The 14,282-nt window shown below is 66.2% G+C and carries 11 protein-coding genes; 4 read left to right on the top strand and 7 right to left on the bottom strand.

Features of this window, described 5'->3' with window-relative positions:
• The first annotated feature begins 7 nt into the window (after positions 1 to 7).
• Positions 8 to 1,018: an MraY family glycosyltransferase gene (locus J6525_RS11695; protein WP_225644519.1), complete on the top strand. Its 1,011-nt coding sequence runs from the start codon at positions 8 to 10 to the stop codon at positions 1,016 to 1,018.
• A 5-nt stretch (positions 1,019 to 1,023) separates the two neighbouring features.
• Here J6525_RS11695 and J6525_RS11690 read toward each other — a convergent pair whose 3' ends face one another.
• The 6 genes from J6525_RS11690 to rfaD form a co-directional block, all read right to left on the bottom strand.
• Positions 1,024 to 1,965 carry an NAD-dependent epimerase/dehydratase family protein gene (locus tag J6525_RS11690; protein WP_225644518.1) on the bottom strand — a complete coding sequence of 314 codons (942 nt, stop codon included), beginning with the start codon at positions 1,963 to 1,965 and terminating at the stop codon, positions 1,024 to 1,026.
• Positions 1,962 to 3,176: a glycosyltransferase family 4 protein gene (locus J6525_RS11685; RefSeq protein WP_225644516.1), complete on the bottom strand. Its 1,215-nt coding sequence runs from the start codon at positions 3,174 to 3,176 to the stop codon at positions 1,962 to 1,964. The genes J6525_RS11690 and J6525_RS11685 overlap by 4 nt, the downstream gene beginning before the upstream one ends.
• A gap of 48 nt (positions 3,177 to 3,224) precedes the next feature.
• Positions 3,225 to 5,138, bottom strand: coding sequence for a nucleoside-diphosphate sugar epimerase/dehydratase (locus tag J6525_RS11680; protein ID WP_225644513.1), 1,914 nt, complete (start codon positions 5,136 to 5,138; stop codon positions 3,225 to 3,227).
• An 85-nt stretch (positions 5,139 to 5,223) separates the two neighbouring features.
• A complete protein-coding gene (locus tag J6525_RS11675; RefSeq protein WP_225644511.1) occupies positions 5,224 to 6,504 on the bottom strand; it encodes an O-antigen ligase family protein in 1,281 nt (426 codons plus the stop codon).
• 8 nt (positions 6,505 to 6,512) lie between these two features.
• A complete protein-coding gene (gene rfaE1, locus J6525_RS11670; RefSeq protein WP_225644509.1) occupies positions 6,513 to 7,985 on the bottom strand; it encodes a D-glycero-beta-D-manno-heptose-7-phosphate kinase in 1,473 nt (490 codons plus the stop codon).
• A gap of 18 nt (positions 7,986 to 8,003) precedes the next feature.
• The gene (rfaD, locus tag J6525_RS11665) at positions 8,004 to 8,984 is read right to left on the bottom strand and encodes an ADP-glyceromanno-heptose 6-epimerase (RefSeq protein ID WP_225644507.1); all 981 of its coding nucleotides are present in this window, start codon (positions 8,982 to 8,984) and stop codon (positions 8,004 to 8,006) included.
• A gap of 135 nt (positions 8,985 to 9,119) precedes the next feature.
• Between rfaD and waaF the strand changes: the two genes are divergently transcribed.
• Complete coding sequence (waaF, locus tag J6525_RS11660; protein ID WP_225644505.1) at positions 9,120 to 10,184, top strand: lipopolysaccharide heptosyltransferase II; 1,065 nt, start codon at positions 9,120 to 9,122, stop codon at positions 10,182 to 10,184.
• Here the strand turns inward: waaF and J6525_RS11655 are convergent.
• Positions 10,166 to 11,206, bottom strand: coding sequence for a glycosyltransferase family 4 protein (locus J6525_RS11655; RefSeq protein WP_225644607.1), 1,041 nt, complete (start codon positions 11,204 to 11,206; stop codon positions 10,166 to 10,168). The two genes, waaF and J6525_RS11655, sit on opposite strands and share 19 nt — an antisense overlap.
• A 138-nt stretch (positions 11,207 to 11,344) precedes the next feature.
• On the opposite strand from J6525_RS11655, the gene galE reads away from it, so the two are divergent.
• Positions 11,345 to 12,358 carry a UDP-glucose 4-epimerase GalE gene (galE, locus tag J6525_RS11650; RefSeq protein WP_225644503.1) on the top strand — a complete coding sequence of 338 codons (1,014 nt, stop codon included), beginning with the start codon at positions 11,345 to 11,347 and terminating at the stop codon, positions 12,356 to 12,358.
• Positions 12,359 to 12,467: 109 nt separating this feature from the next.
• Positions 12,468 to 14,279, top strand: a complete 1,812-nt coding sequence (locus J6525_RS11645; RefSeq protein WP_225644501.1) for an ABC transporter ATP-binding protein — start codon at positions 12,468 to 12,470, stop codon at positions 14,277 to 14,279.
• Positions 14,280 to 14,282: the final 3 nt, after the last annotated feature.

Raw genomic sequence — 14,282 nt, 5'->3', positions numbered from 1 at the left:
GACCAGAATGAGCGCTTTCGAAATCCTCCTGTCATTGATCGCGGCGGTTCTGGCTGCGTCGATCTCGGCTGTCCTGATCCAGGCGACGCGGCCGCTGCTGCTGCGTGTGGCGCTGGCGAAGCCGAATGCGCGCTCGTCGCACCGTATTCCAACGCCGCAGGGTGCCGGCATCGCGGTCACGGCGGCGACGCTGCTGGCGGGCGGAATCGTCATCGTCCTGGCCGGATCGCAGAACCTGACTATTCCCTTCATCGTGTTCGCGGCCTGCCTGTTCATCGCGGTGGTGGGTTTTGCCGACGACATCCGCTCGCTGCCCGTCGTCCCGCGGCTGCTGCTGCAGGCCGCCGCCGTTGCGGCCGTGGTGTTTTCCGCGCCTGATGGTCTCAGGCTGGTTCCGGCCGGCCCGGTCTGGCTCGAACGCGGCCTGCTGCTGATCGCCGGCCTCTGGTTCGTGAACCTCGTCAACTTCATGGACGGGCTCGACCTGATGACCGCGGCCGAGGCCGTGCCGATCACCGTGGCGATCGCCCTGCTCGGCAGCTTCGGCTATCTCCCCGCAGCTCCCGCGCTGGTCGCGGCAGCGCTGTGCGGCGCGCTGCTCGGCTTCGCGCCGTTCAACCGACCGGTCGCAAGGATATTCCTCGGCGATGTCGGCAGCCTGCCGATCGGCCTGCTGCTCGGCTGGTGCCTGCTCGAGCTCGCCCTGCACCGGCAGTTCGCCGCCGCGCTGCTGCTGCCGCTGTATTATTTGACGGATGCGACAGTCACGCTATTTCGCCGCATGGCGCGGCGCGAGCCGTTCTGGGCCGCGCATCGCTCGCACTTCTACCAGCGCGCGACCGACAATAGATTCACGGTGTGGCGCGTCGTCGGCGAGGTGTTTGCGCTGAACGCGGTGCTGGCGCTGCTCGCATTCACCTCGGTCGCCCTCAATTCGCTCACTGCGGACATCGCGCTGCTGCTGGCCGGCGCGCTCGCCGTCGCCTGGCAGCTGCGGCGGTTCTCCCGACCGCTCTGATCGCCTCAGCTGTCCATTTGACGCAGCGCGCGCCGCAGCCCCTCGTCGAGGCTGATCGGCTGCTGCCATCCGGTGCCCGCGATCTTGGAAAGATCAAGCTCGAGCGAGGCGAACAGGCTGTCATAGGCTTCCTTGCGGCCGCTGATCCCGAGCGCCATCTTCAACAGCAGCGGCGGCAGCCAGAACAGACGCGGCGAGGTGTCCGCCGCCCGGGCCAGACGCTCGACGAATTCCCGCGTCGAGACTTGCTCGCGGTCAGCCACCAGGAACACGTCGAAATCATCTCCCGGGTGCGACAACCGGTGCAAGATGAACGACGCGAGGTTTTCCGCCGACACGAACGCGCGGCGATTCTTCACATAAGCGAGCGGTAGCGGCAAGCCATTGAGCACCGCGCGCTTGAGCAGGGCGAAATTTCCCTTCGCACCGGCCCCGTAGATTAGCGGCGGCCTGATGACGGTCACCCTCATGCCGCTGCCCGGCACAATTTCCTTCAAGCCGACCTCGGCGGCCGCCTTCGAGTTTCCGTAGAGGCCGCGCGGCGTCAGGACATCGTCCTCGCGAAACGGAGGACGCCCGTAATTGCTGCGCCCATGCACCAGGATCGTGCTGACGAAAATGAAATCGCGAATGCCCGCAGCGGCCGCGGACCGCGCCAAATGCAGCGTGCCCTCGATATTGACGTTGCGATAGAGCTCGATCGCGCGTTCGTCGGACTGCTGATGAACGCGGGCCGCAAGATGCACAACCGCCTCCACCCCGTCGAGCGCGGCGCGCCAATCGGTGGCGGGACTGAGCGAGCCGATCATCACGTCGTTTGCATCGCGCGGTGGAGTTCGCACCGCGCGTCGCACCACCCAGCCGCTGCGCGCCAGCGCGGGCACCACATGGCGGCCGACAAAGCCGCTGGCGCCCGTGACCAGAACCGTCCGGTGACCATTATTCATACCGTCCGCTCCACATCGCGATTGGATAGCAGCTCCCGGACCAGCGCAGCGTAGCTCGCGAGCGCCCGCTCGGGACTGAAGTTCCGCGCGGTCGCGACGGCGCGCTCGGCCATCGCGGCGTCCTGCGATCGCGACGCCTGGCGGATGGCTTCGGCGAGTTGATCGGGCCTTCCCGGCGTGACGACCCAACCGAGCCGGTTTTCGCTGACGGTGAGCGCAGCCTCGGCCTCGGGCTCGGAGACGAGAATGACGGGCCGGCCGGCAGCGAGCAGATTGTAGAACCGGCTCGGCACCGACACGCCGGCGACGTCCTTGCGATAGGGAATGAGCCAGACGTCTGCGCTGGAGAGCAGCGCATCCAGCTCGCTGTCCGCGACGCGGTCGACCAGCGTGACGTTGGCAAGCCGCGCGGTGGCCCGCAGCTCCTTGAGCCGCGCGAAGCCGATGCCCCATCCCGAGAGCAGAAAATGGATCTCGCCTTCGTCACGCAACAGCCGCGCGGCCTCGAACACGATGTCCGGATCGTGGGTGAAGCCGAGATTGCCGGACAGCCCGACGACGAAGCGCGCGGCGATGGCCTTGCGAAACGGATTTTCGGGGCTCACGGGACGGTCGCCGGGCGCGAGCGTGGCCCAGTTCGGGATGAACCTGATCTTGTCCTGTGTCATTCCGCCATAGCGCAGCAGCAGCTTCTCGGCGTCGCGGCCGATCACGATGACAGCGTTCAGGGTGCGGAACATCAGCGCGTTGATCGCGCGCATCGCCCGCGCGACCAGCGAGGACGGCCGCAGCAGCCCGGCCATCACGAGCACATCGGGAAACAGGTCGTGCAGGATCAGTGCCGACTTCGCCCCCTTCAACCTTGCCGCGGCGGCAACCGCATAAGGCAGCGCGAAGGGAGCGGTCACCGTCAGCGCCACGTCGCCCCGCTTCAGCCGCGACAACAGCGCAAAAAAGATCCGGCCGGTGAACAGCGCCTCAGCCAGCGCGCGCTTGATCAGCGCCGCCTTTCCCGGCAGCCAGTTCCTGATCTCGACGACGGCGGGACGCCCGGGCGCCGGCGCCCGCGCCGAGCCCGGCATCCCGGAGACCACCATCACCTCCGACTCCTGCGCGATCCGTTCGGCGATCGCAGACATGATCGCGGCGGTCGTGCTGTGGTCCGGCGGATAGTGCTGGCTGACGACCACGACTTTTCGAGAACTACGCATCAATGGCTTTCGAAACGGTCCTGTCTCGGCGTCCGCAGAACGGCCCGGTCAGGCGGCATTCGATCCGAACTCGGGCACGGCGTCCTGAAGGACGGCGCGGATGGTCACACGGTCATCTCTCTCGATCGCATCCTCCAGCGCCGCGAGCCACTTGCGCAGCGTCGACATCGGAGGCTGGTTCGGCTTGGCGGCCATGACGCCGGCGACGCCGATTTCGAGCGTCGGCTCCTGGCTCGCGAACAGGATCTCGTTCAGCCGCTCGCCGGGGCGGATGCCGCTAAATACGATCTCGACGTCGACGCCGGGTTGCAGGCCCGACAGACGGATCATCCGCTCGGCGAGATCGACGATCTTCACCGGTTGCCCCATGTTCAGCACATAGACCGAGACGTCAGGCCGCGCCGGCGTCACGGCGTGCGTCGCTGCAGTGATCACGAGATCGCAGGCTTCGCGGATCGTCATGAAGTAACGAACCATGTCCGGATGGGTCACCGTGATCGGTCCGCCGGCCTCGATCTGCGCCTTGAATTTCGGCACCACCGATCCGTTGGACGCAAGCACATTGCCGAACCGCACCGAGATCAGCCGCATGTGCGGCCTGCCCTTTGCCTCGGTCATCAAGTCATGGTCCAGCGCCTGGCAATACATCTCGGCGAACCGCTTGGTCAGGCCCAGCATCGACACCGGCTCGATCGCCTTGTCGGTCGAGATCATCACCATCGCGCTCGCGCCCGCGGCGTGCGCGGCGTCGGCCACGTTCACCGACCCGAAGATGTTGGTCTTGACCCCTTCGCTCCAGTCGCGCTCCAGGATCGGCACATGCTTGAGCGCCGCGGCATGGAACACGATGTCGGGCTTGAACTCGCTCATCAGCCGCGTGATGCGCTCGCGATCCCGGATATCGGCGATCCGGCCCTCGATCTCGAGGCCGGAGTCGCGCGCGGACAGCGCCTCGGTGACCGCATAGAGCGCCGGCTCGGAATTCTCCACGACCAGGAGGCGCGCGGCGCCGAAGGTCGCGACCCGTTCGCAGATTTCGGCGCCGATCGAGCCGCCGCCGCCGGTTACGATGACGGACTTGCCCCTCACCAGCGTCTCGAGCCGCGCGTAGTCGATCTTCTGGCTTGGGCGCAGCAGCAGGTCCTCGACGGCGACATTGGTCAGTCGCGGCGCGTCGCCGCCCTCCAGCGACGGCAGGCGACTGACCATCACGCCGAGCCGCCGGGCGCGCATCAGCACGCTTTCCGGATGCGCTTCGGGTTCGAAGGCCGACGGTGTCATGACCACGCGCTTGATCGGCCGCTGGCGGGTCTCGAAATCCCGAATCACGGCCTCGATGTCGTCGACGCCGCCGACCACGGGAATGTTGCGGATCATCTGGCCGCGGTCCGCGTCCGACGGCGAGAGCACGCCGACCGGCCAGAGCCGCTTGATGGCGCCATTCTCGATGCCGCGCAGCACGACTTCGGCATCGGCCGTACGTCCGACCAGCAGCGCCGACGCGGCATTGTCGGATCGAGCATGCAGCCGCGTGCGCGAATAGCGGAAATAGCGGTAGCCGAGGCGCAACGCGCTCAGCGCGAACACCTCGAGGAAGAAGAACAGGATGATCGTGACCCGGCCGAGGAACACCGGGCTTTGCGAATTCGTTCCGGTGAAGAAGTAGACGTAGTCCAGCACGACCAGTGCCAGCGTCAGCACGGCTGCGACCCGCAGGATATTCACCGCGTCCGGCAGCGAGGTGAAGCGCCATTTCGCCGTGGTCAGATTGGAGAAATAGCTGACGAAAATGCTGAACAGCACGAACCAGGGCAGAATCAGCAGCAGATGCGGCAGTCGATCGGTAAGGAGGCTGCCCTCAAAACGCAGATAGAAGCTCGCCAGCAACGCAAACGTCGTCGCGAGCGCGTCATGCAGCAAAATCAGGAAGTTGCGCAGGGTAAATTGTGAAAGACGCGTCATCTAACGGACGGGTTGCCGGCAACTGGGAGTTTGCGGTGAGACATTTGGCAGGCTGATAGCGTATCTGCAGCGCCCTTGCCAGCGATCATGGATGAGCAGGAGGTTCGGGTTCCATATCGGCCCGCAATTGCCCCTTCAACGCCATGCCGCCCGCGACCCCGACGCCCAGTACATACATCCAGCCTTCGTGAAAGTCGAAGATGTGTGAATTAAACAACGAACTCGTAATATTCTGTACCACGACGAGAAGCCCGATCCAGTTGACGAGGCCGTCGCCGCGGAACAGCAAGAGGTGCAGCAGCCACATCGCATACAGGATCGCCACACCCACAATGCCCCACTGCACGGCGACGTTCAACGTTTGATTGTGAGGGTTGCCGATCACCTCGCCGGAGGCCTGGGTCACACCACCCGTTGCCACGCGCTCGAATAGGCCCCGGGTCGCTCCGGTGCCATGGCCGATGACCGGGGCCTCGGCGAAGAAGCCGAGCGACTTTCGCCAGAATTCGAGCCGCAGACCGACCGAGGTCGGCTCGTTGCGCTGCATGTAGAGCTTGTAGTCGCGCTCGAACGACTCGGCCGTCGAGCGCAATTGCGGCGAGCCATACCACGCCACCACGGCTAACGCAGCGGCCGCGCAAAGGATCAGGACGATGCTGCGCCAGCGCAGATGGAGCAGCGCAAACACCGCGAACATAATCGGAACCGTCACCAATGCAGTCCGCGATACCACCACCATCGCCATGTTGGCGAACAGGCTGAGCGCAATCGCAATCAGCAACATGGCCGGCAGGATGCGTTTGGCCCGCAGCAGCATCACGACCGGATAGGCCAGCGCGACCGCGCACAAGGTGAATTCCTGGCTCTGGTCGATGTAGTTCTTGACGAAAACTCCCTGCTCACCCGGCGCAGGCGCCCTCAGCGCGAGGTGCGGATAGGCAAGCACCAGCCAGGACATCAGCATCAACAGCGTGCAGGAGACCAGGAAAGCGACGAACACCCAGGTCCCGCGGGCCGAGCGCTGAAAATGATAGAGCAGGACCGGCAGCACGAGGAGCTTTGCGGTCGGCCCGACCGCGTAGAATCGCGCGCCCCAGGCCGCGTCCGACCAGAGCGTGCCGACAAGCGCGAGGCAAAACAACGCGACTGGCGCCAGGCAGATCGGCCGCTTCAGCAGCGCCCAGAACGCCTTCAGATCGACCGTCGGCGCAATCGCGATCAGCAGCACCACGCCGAAGATGCCGACCAGCGAGGTCGACCACGGCAGCGACAGCGCGATCAGGACCGCGACCACATCGGTCGCGGTCTGCCAGCGCGCCGGATCGCGCCAGGCCGGACACGCCGCGGCGCCTGCCGGGGATGCCATGCTTGCGCTCACGCCTTGCCCTCACGGGCCCGCGCAACCAGCGACGTCGTGCTGTGGCCGGGCAGGATCTCGACCAGCACCACCTCGCCGCCGGCGGCTTCGACGATCTCGTGGCCGACCACCTGCTCGCGGGTATAGTCGCCGCCCTTGACCAGCACGCTCGGCCGCACCTGCGTGATCAGATTGATCGGCGTGTCCTCCTCGAAGATCGCGACGAGGTCGACGGCTTCCAGCGCCGCCAGCACCTCGGCGCGGGCGCGCTCGTCCTGCACCGGACGCCCCTCGCCCTTCAGCCGCTTCACCGAGGCGTCGCTGTTCAGCCCGACGACGAGGCGATCACAGGCGCCGCGCGCGGCGGTCAGCACCTTGACGTGGCCGGGGTGCAGGATGTCGAAGCAGCCATTGGTGAAGCCGATGCGCAGATCCTGCCTGCGCCACTCCTCGAGGCATGCATCGATGTCGCCGCCGGCCGGGACGATCTTCTCCTCGGCCGCCAGCGAAGCGTGCGGCAGGATCCTTCGGCGCAATTCGGCGGACTTGACGATCGCGGTACCGGTCTTGCCGACCGCAACCGCCGCCGCTGCGCTCGCGATCCGCAGCGCGCCCTCCCAGTCGGCGCCGCCAGCCAGCGCCAACGCCAGCGCCGCGGCAACGGTATCGCCGGCGCCGGAGACGTCGCGCACCTTGACCGGCAGCGCCGGCACATGGATCGAACCGCCGCCCCGCGTCACCAGCGTCATGCCGCGCTCGCCCTGCGTCACCAGCATCGCCTCGCAATCCGCGAGATACATCGCATCGGGCGCGGCCTGCGCGATGCTGTCCTGACTGTCGGCGCGGCTGCGGGTCGCCTCGGCGAATTCCTTGCGGTTCGGCGTCAGCACGGTCGCGCCGCGATAGATCGCGAGATTGGCGCTCTTGGGGTCGACGATGACGCGCTTTTGCGCCTGGCGCGCCGCGTCGATCACATTGCGGATCACCCGCGCGGTGAGCACGCCCTTGGCGTAATCCGACAGCAGCACGATGTCGGCTTGCGTAAGCCGCGGCAGGATCGCGTCGATCAGCTGCTGCTCGATGGCCGGCGCGGCCGGCGCGGCGAACTCCCAGTCGGAGCGCAGCATGTGGGTCGAGAATTGCTCGGAGACGAAGCGCACCTTGCGCGTGGTCGGACGGGCGGCGTCGCGCACCAGCACGGTCTCGATAGCTGGCTCCTTCGCCAGCGCCTCGGCCAGCACCGCGCCGGCGGCGTCCTCGCCGATCAGGCCGACGAAGATGCAGCGCCCGCCAAGCGCGGCGATGTTGCGCGCGACGTTGCCGGCGCCGCCGATATTGGTCTCGCTGCGCCTGACCGCGATCACCGGCGCCGGCGCCTCCGGCGAGATTCGCGACACCTCGCCGTAGACGAACTCGTCGAGCATGAGGTCGCCGACGCACAGCACGGTCTGGCCGGACATCGCACGCGAGATCGCTTCAAAATCGAACATCAGTCACCGTCATCCGCTCTAGCGATAGCGATCCGCGCGGTCGAGAAAGCCCTTCACATAGGCCCCGACTGCGTCTTCCAGGCGGGTGAAACCGCCATTGTATCCGGCGCGCCCGAGACGATCGACTACGCTCTGGGTGAAGTACTGGTAGCTGCCGCGAATCTGCTCGGGCATGTCGACATACTGGATGTTCGGCTCCAGCCCGAGCGCGCCATAGGCCGAGACGATCAGGTCCTTGAAGCTGCGCGCCCTGCCGGTACCGACATTGAACAGCCCGGAGACCCGCGGCGTCGCGATCAGCCACATCATCACCCGCACGACATCGTCGACATAGATGAAGTCGCGGCGCTGATCCCCGTCGGCGATGCCCTCGCGATGAGACTTGAACAGCTGCACGACGCGGCCCGCCTTGATGTCGTCGAAGCGGCGCGCCAGCACGCTCATCATCGGGCCCTTGTGATATTCATTGGGGCCGAACACGTTGAAGAATTTCAGCCCGGCCCATTGCGGCGGCAGAGGCGCGCCCTTCGCCGCGCGCTCGGCGACCGCAAGGTCGAACAGGTTCTTGCTCCAGCCGTACAGGTTCATCGGCCGCAACCGCTTCAGCGCCTCGACCGACGCGTCGTCGTCAAACCCCTGTTCGCCGTCGCCATAGGTCGCGGCCGAGGAGGCATAGATGAACGGCGTGGCATTCGCCGTGCACCAGTCGAGCAGCCGCATCGAGAGACGGAAATTGGTCTCGATCACCAGGTCGCCGTCGATTGCCGTAGTCTCGGAAATGGCGCCGAGATGGATCACGGCGGTGAGCCGCCGCCCTTTCAGCCAGTCGCCGAGCTCGGCCGGCGGAACGACATCGGCAAGCTGGCGCTTGGCCAGGTTCCGCCACTTGCCGTCCTGCCCAAGCAGATCGCAGACCGCGACGTCGCTGCGCCCGGCGTCGTTCAACGCGGCCACGACGTTCGATCCGATAAAACCGGCGCCCCCGGTTACCAGAAACATGATGAAATCCCGCCAGATTCCTTTGCGGCCGTCAGCTTTGCCCCACTCCCGCGTCGCAGGCAACGACGGCTTTACCTCTCATCGCGAACCGGTTACCGACTTGGCCGCGCCCGATCGGCCTTGGCCTATTTAGAAATGAATATTGATTCAATATCTGATATCGAAACACAGGATACCGGGGATACCAGACCTATCCTCGTCGTGCCCTATGTTTGGATCGGCGATTTCGTGCGCGGCCACACCGTGGTCAGGGTGCTCCGCAAGCGTTGGCCGAACCGGCCGATCGACCTTCTGACGTCCAGGCTTTGCGCCCCTTTGGTCGATTATATGCCCGATGTTCGCGCCGGGATCGTGTCCGACCTGCCGCGCAGCCGGCTGGCGCTGGCCCAGCAGCAGGCCCTCGCGGCCGAGCTTCGCCGACGGAACTACGCCACCGCGCTGGTGCTGCCGCGAACCTGGAAGGCCGCTCTCGCGCCGGCGCTGGCGGGCATCCCGGAACGGGTCGGCTTCTTTGGCGAGGTGCGATTCGGCCTGATCAACGCGATGCGATGGGGTGAAAAGCAGCAGCCGCGCTTCATCGACAAGAACGCGATCCTGGCGCTGCCCGACGGCGCCGCCCGCCCGCCGGAATGGCCCGTGCCACAGCTTCGGGTTCCCGCGGACGAAATCGAACGCTGGCGGCAGGCCAACGGCCTCGGCCGCGGTCCCGCCATCGCGCTCGGCCCCGGCTCGGTCGGCGCCTCGAAACGCTGGACCTATTATCCGGAGGCCGCGCGGCTGTTCGCCGAACATGGCTTCGACGTCTGGGTGGTCGGCGGCCCCGGCGAGAAGGCGCTGGCGCAGGAGATCGCGGCCGTCGGCGGCGCGCGGGTCCGCGACCTCACCGGCAGCGATCTGCGCAACGGCATCGTTGCGATGGCCGCGGCCAGCGTCGCTGTGACCAACGACTCCGGCCTGATGCACATCGCCGCCGCAATCGGCACGCCGACCATGGGCATCTTCGGCCCGACCGATCCTTATCTCTGGGCGCCCCTCAACGGCCTCGCCGCGACGGTGCTACAGACCAGGAGCAAGCTGTCGTGCCAGCCCTGCCAGCGCACGGTCTGCACCATGAACGATCATCGCTGCATGCGCGACATCGCCCCCGAAGAGGTCGTGGAGATTGCGCAGCGCGTGCTGGCTCAGGTCAGCGCGCGGTAGACCTTGGCGATCGCGTTCGCCTCGGCATCGAGGCTGAACTTATCCACAACTCGTTGCCGCGCCCGCGCCCCCATCGCCGCGGCCGTAGCCGGATCGCGCATCAAGGGCTCCAGCGCGGCCACCAGCGCATCGGCGTCGCCAGGCGGCGTCAGCACGCCGGTGACGCCGTCCTCGACGACGAACTCGGCGGCGCCCGCGCGCGCTGCCACCAGCGCCGCGCCCGCAGACATCGCCTCGATCAGGGTCAGGCCGAAACCTTCATTGCGCGAGGTGAAGGCGTAGATCGTCAGCCGCTGATACCAGCGCATGACGTCCTCGATGGGCAGTTCGCCCGTGATGATGATGCGCGATTGCAGGCCGGCGGCCTCGATCTTCCGCTTCAGCTCGTTGGCAAAGGCGAGTTGCTCCGGCACCACGGCGCCGACAATGACGGCGGTGAAATCGGGATAGCGCGGCAGCAGCCTGCACATCGCCTCGACGAAGACGTCGCTGCCCTTCTGCGCGCGCACCCGCCCGAAACAGCCGATCGCATAGCGTCCCGGCAATCCGCTCTCGGCGAAGGCGCTCGCGCGATCGGCCGGCGGCGCATAGCGGTCGGTGTCGACGCCGTGCATCACCACTGTCGCGTCGCGCTTCAGATAGGAGGCCGACAGCGGACTGGTGGCGATGATCGCATCCATGTTGCGAATCAGCCAGCGCGTCAGCCAAGTGTGATGGCGCTGCGCGGCCGAGGTGAAGATCAGTTTCAGCGGCCAGCCGAGCGCGCGCAGCGCGAGCCCGACGATCATCTCGTCGTTGCGCCGCGCATGCCAGATCAGCGGCGATGCGCGCCGCCACAGGTGCAGGAGATCGGCGAATCCGATCGCGTCGATGCCGTCGGGCCGATGCGGGCCGAGCCAGGCTGCGCGAAGCATTTTGGCGAGCTTCGGCGCGACCATGCGGTTGGTCGCGGTGACACCCGAATAGCGTCGGTGCAGATTGGGCACGATGAGCTCGAGCTCGCCGGCAGGTGTGTTCTCGATCGGCACTCAAGTCTCCGTTTCGTGCCAGTTCCTATACGCAACATTAAGCATAGTGGCCAGTTCGGCCGCGGCGAAACCCCCTCTTCACCGCACTCCCGCTAGCATCACCGGTTAAAGAACATCGGGAGAGCTCTATCCATGACCGTGCTCGTGACCGGCGGCGCCGGCTATATCGGAAGTCACATGGTTCATGCGCTGGTCGATGCCGGCGAGAGCGTCGTCGTGGTCGACAACCTTTCCACCGGCTTCTCCGCGTTCCTGCCCGAAGGCGTGCCGCTGTTCATCGGCGATGCCGGCGACGAAAATCTCGTCGAGGGCGTGATCGCCCAGCACGGCATCGACAGCATCATCCATTTCGCGGGCTCCGTCGTGGTGCCGGACTCGATGCGCGATCCGCTCGGCTACTACCGCAACAACACCATGACGACCCGCAGCCTGCTCAACGCGGCGGTGAAGGGCGGCGTCGGCCGCTTCATCTTCTCCTCGACCGCGGCCGTCTACGGCAATCCGGACCAGGTGCCGGTGCCGGAGATCGCACCGACCCGTCCGCTGTCGCCCTACGGCTCGTCGAAGCTGATGACCGAGATCATGCTGCACGACGTCGCGTCCGCTCACGGCATGAGCTACGTCGTGCTGCGCTACTTCAACGTCGCCGGCGCCGACCCGAAGGGCCGCGCCGGCCTTGCCACCATCGGCGCCACCCATCTGCTCAAGATCGCGGTCGAGGCCGCGACCGGCCAGCGCGCCAAGATCGACGTGTTCGGCACCGACTATCCGACCCAGGACGGCAGCTGCATCAGGGATTTCATCCATGTCAGCGACCTCGTCGAGGCGCATCGCTCGGCGCTGTCCTATCTGCGCGCCGGCGGGCAATCGGTGACGATGAATTGCGGTTATGGCCGCGGCTATTCCGTGCTCGAGACGATCGAGGCGGTGCGCCGGGTCTCGATGCGCAATTTCGCGGTCGCCCACGCCGCGCGCCGGCCTGGCGACATCATGACCATGGTGGCCGACACGACAAGGATTTGCTCGCTGCTCGACTGGACGCCGCGCTACGATGATCTCGAGACCATCGCGAGCCACGCACTGGCCTGGGAGGAGAAGCTGTTCCGGGAGCGCGCCGGCTCCGCGCGACACGCGGAATCGGCCTAAAAAACAAACCGTTATCAAGTAGTTATTGTACTTGAAAAAGCCCCGCCAAGCGGGCAAGGAGGTCCCGCAACCCTGACGGCCGGCGCTGCCCGCCGTCAATGGAACGCGGATGGCCCAGTTTCCAAAGAAAATTACCGACGATCCCTATGGCGCGGCGATCCTGATTCGCCGCCTGGTCATGGAACAAGGGATTACCTATTGGCGGCGCTATCTGACAGCGTTCGCCCTGATGGCCATTGCGGCCGGCTCGACGGCCGGCGCCACCTACGTGCTCGGCCAGGTGATCAACCAGGCCTATGTCGACAAGAACATCCCCGGCATCGCCATGTTCGCCGGGATCACGGTGGTGCTGCTGTTCATCAAGGGCGTGGCGACCTACGGCCACATGGTGATCCTGAACAAGATCTCCAACGCCATCCTCGCCAGCAACCAGCGGCAACTATTCGCCAAGCTGATGAGCGAGAGCATCGGCTTCTTCTCGCAGCGGCACTCGTCGGAATTCCTGGCGCGGCTGACCGCCGGCGCCAAGTCGATCACCGACGTACTCAACATGCTGGTCAACGCGATCGGCCGCGACTTCCTGATGCTGATCAGCATGGTCGCCGTCATGGTCTGGCAGGACCCGCTGATGTCGTTCATCGGGCTCGTGGCGGTGCCGCCGGCGATGCTGATGCTGCGCAGGCTGGTGAAGCGGATCAAGGGGCTCGCCTACAACCAGTTCACCGGCACCGCCGACATCATGGAGACGATGCAGGAATCGCTGCAGGGCATCCGCACCGTGAAAGCGTTCACGCTGGAAGGCACCATGCAGCAGCGGATCGACGAGCACATCGCAACCGTCGAGAGCAATGCCAACAAGATGGCGCGCGTCGCCAACCGTTCCAATCCGCTGATGGAGATGCTCGGCGGCTTCGCGGTTGCCGGCTGCCTGATGTATGGCGGCTACAGCGTGGTGGCGCTCGGTTCCACGCCGGGCCAGTTCTTCACGTTCCTGACCGCCTTCCTGATGGCGACCGAGCCGGCCAAGCGGCTGGCGCGGCTCAACATCGACCTCAACAGCCAGCTGGTCGGCGCGCGGATGCTGCTCGAGGTGGTCGATAGCCCGGCGAGCGAACAGACCGACGACGACAAGCCTGCGCTGAAACTCTCCGACGCGCGGATCGAGCTGCGCGATGTCAGCTTCGCCTATCGGCCGAGCGAGCCGGTGCTGAACCGCATGAGCTTCGTCGCCGAGCCCGGCAAGGTAACCGCGCTGGTCGGCCCCTCCGGCGGCGGCAAATCAACCGTGCTGGCCTTGCTGCTTCGTTTCTACGAGACGCGCGAGGGCGACATCCTGATCGACGGACAGCCGATCTCGTCAGTGTCGCGCAAGTCGCTGCGGCAGCAGACCGCCTATGTCGGACAGGACGTCTATCTGTTCCGCGATACCATCCGTGCCAACATCGCCTTCGGCAAGCAGGGCGCCACCGAGCAAGAGATCGTCGACGCCGCCAAGGCCGCCTGCGCGCACGACTTCATCATGAGCTTCCCGCTCGGCTACGACACGCCGGTCGGCGAACACGGCACCCAGCTGTCCGGTGGTCAGCGCCAGCGCATCGCGGTCGCCCGCGCGCTGATCAAGAACGCGCCGATCATCCTTCTCGACGAGGCCACCGCCGCGCTCGACTCCGAGTCCGAGAAGCAGGTGCAGGAAGCGATCGAGCATCTCTGCCAGGGCCGCACCACGATCGTGATCGCGCACCGCCTGCACACCATCATGCATGCCGATGCGATCCTGGTGGTCGAGGGCGGCGAGATCGTCGAGCGCGGACGTCACGAGGAGCTGCTGCGCCGCGGCGGCCGCTACGCCTCGTTCTTCCGCCTGCAGCACCACCACGACCCGTCGCCGCTGGCGCTGGCGCCGATCAGCGCCACCGGCTAGGGC

The sequence above is a fragment of the Bradyrhizobium australafricanum genome, from assembly GCF_020329495.1.
Classification (GTDB): Bacteria; Pseudomonadota; Alphaproteobacteria; order Rhizobiales; family Xanthobacteraceae; genus Bradyrhizobium; species Bradyrhizobium australafricanum.
This window is presented reverse-complemented; position numbering and strand designations above follow the sequence as displayed.

Bases quoted from the DNA above. Each gene is read 5' to 3' on its own strand.
- J6525_RS11695 (WP_225644519.1), top strand. From the start codon at position 8: ATGAGCGCTTTCGAAATCCTCCTGTCATTGATCGCGGCGGTTCTGGCT.
- J6525_RS11690 (WP_225644518.1), bottom strand. From the start codon at position 1,965: ATGAATAATGGTCACCGGACGGTTCTGGTCACGGGCGCCAGCGGCTTT.
- J6525_RS11685 (WP_225644516.1), bottom strand. From the start codon at position 3,176: ATGCGTAGTTCTCGAAAAGTCGTGGTCGTCAGCCAGCACTATCCGCCG.
- J6525_RS11680 (WP_225644513.1), bottom strand. From the start codon at position 5,138: ATGACGCGTCTTTCACAATTTACCCTGCGCAACTTCCTGATTTTGCTG.
- J6525_RS11675 (WP_225644511.1), bottom strand. From the start codon at position 6,504: ATGGCATCCCCGGCAGGCGCCGCGGCGTGTCCGGCCTGGCGCGATCCG.
- rfaE1 (WP_225644509.1), bottom strand. From the start codon at position 7,985: ATGTTCGATTTTGAAGCGATCTCGCGTGCGATGTCCGGCCAGACCGTG.
- rfaD (WP_225644507.1), bottom strand. From the start codon at position 8,984: ATGTTTCTGGTAACCGGGGGCGCCGGTTTTATCGGATCGAACGTCGTG.
- waaF (WP_225644505.1), top strand. From the start codon at position 9,120: ATGAATATTGATTCAATATCTGATATCGAAACACAGGATACCGGGGAT.
- galE (WP_225644503.1), top strand. From the start codon at position 11,345: ATGACCGTGCTCGTGACCGGCGGCGCCGGCTATATCGGAAGTCACATG.
- J6525_RS11645 (WP_225644501.1), top strand. From the start codon at position 12,468: ATGGCCCAGTTTCCAAAGAAAATTACCGACGATCCCTATGGCGCGGCG.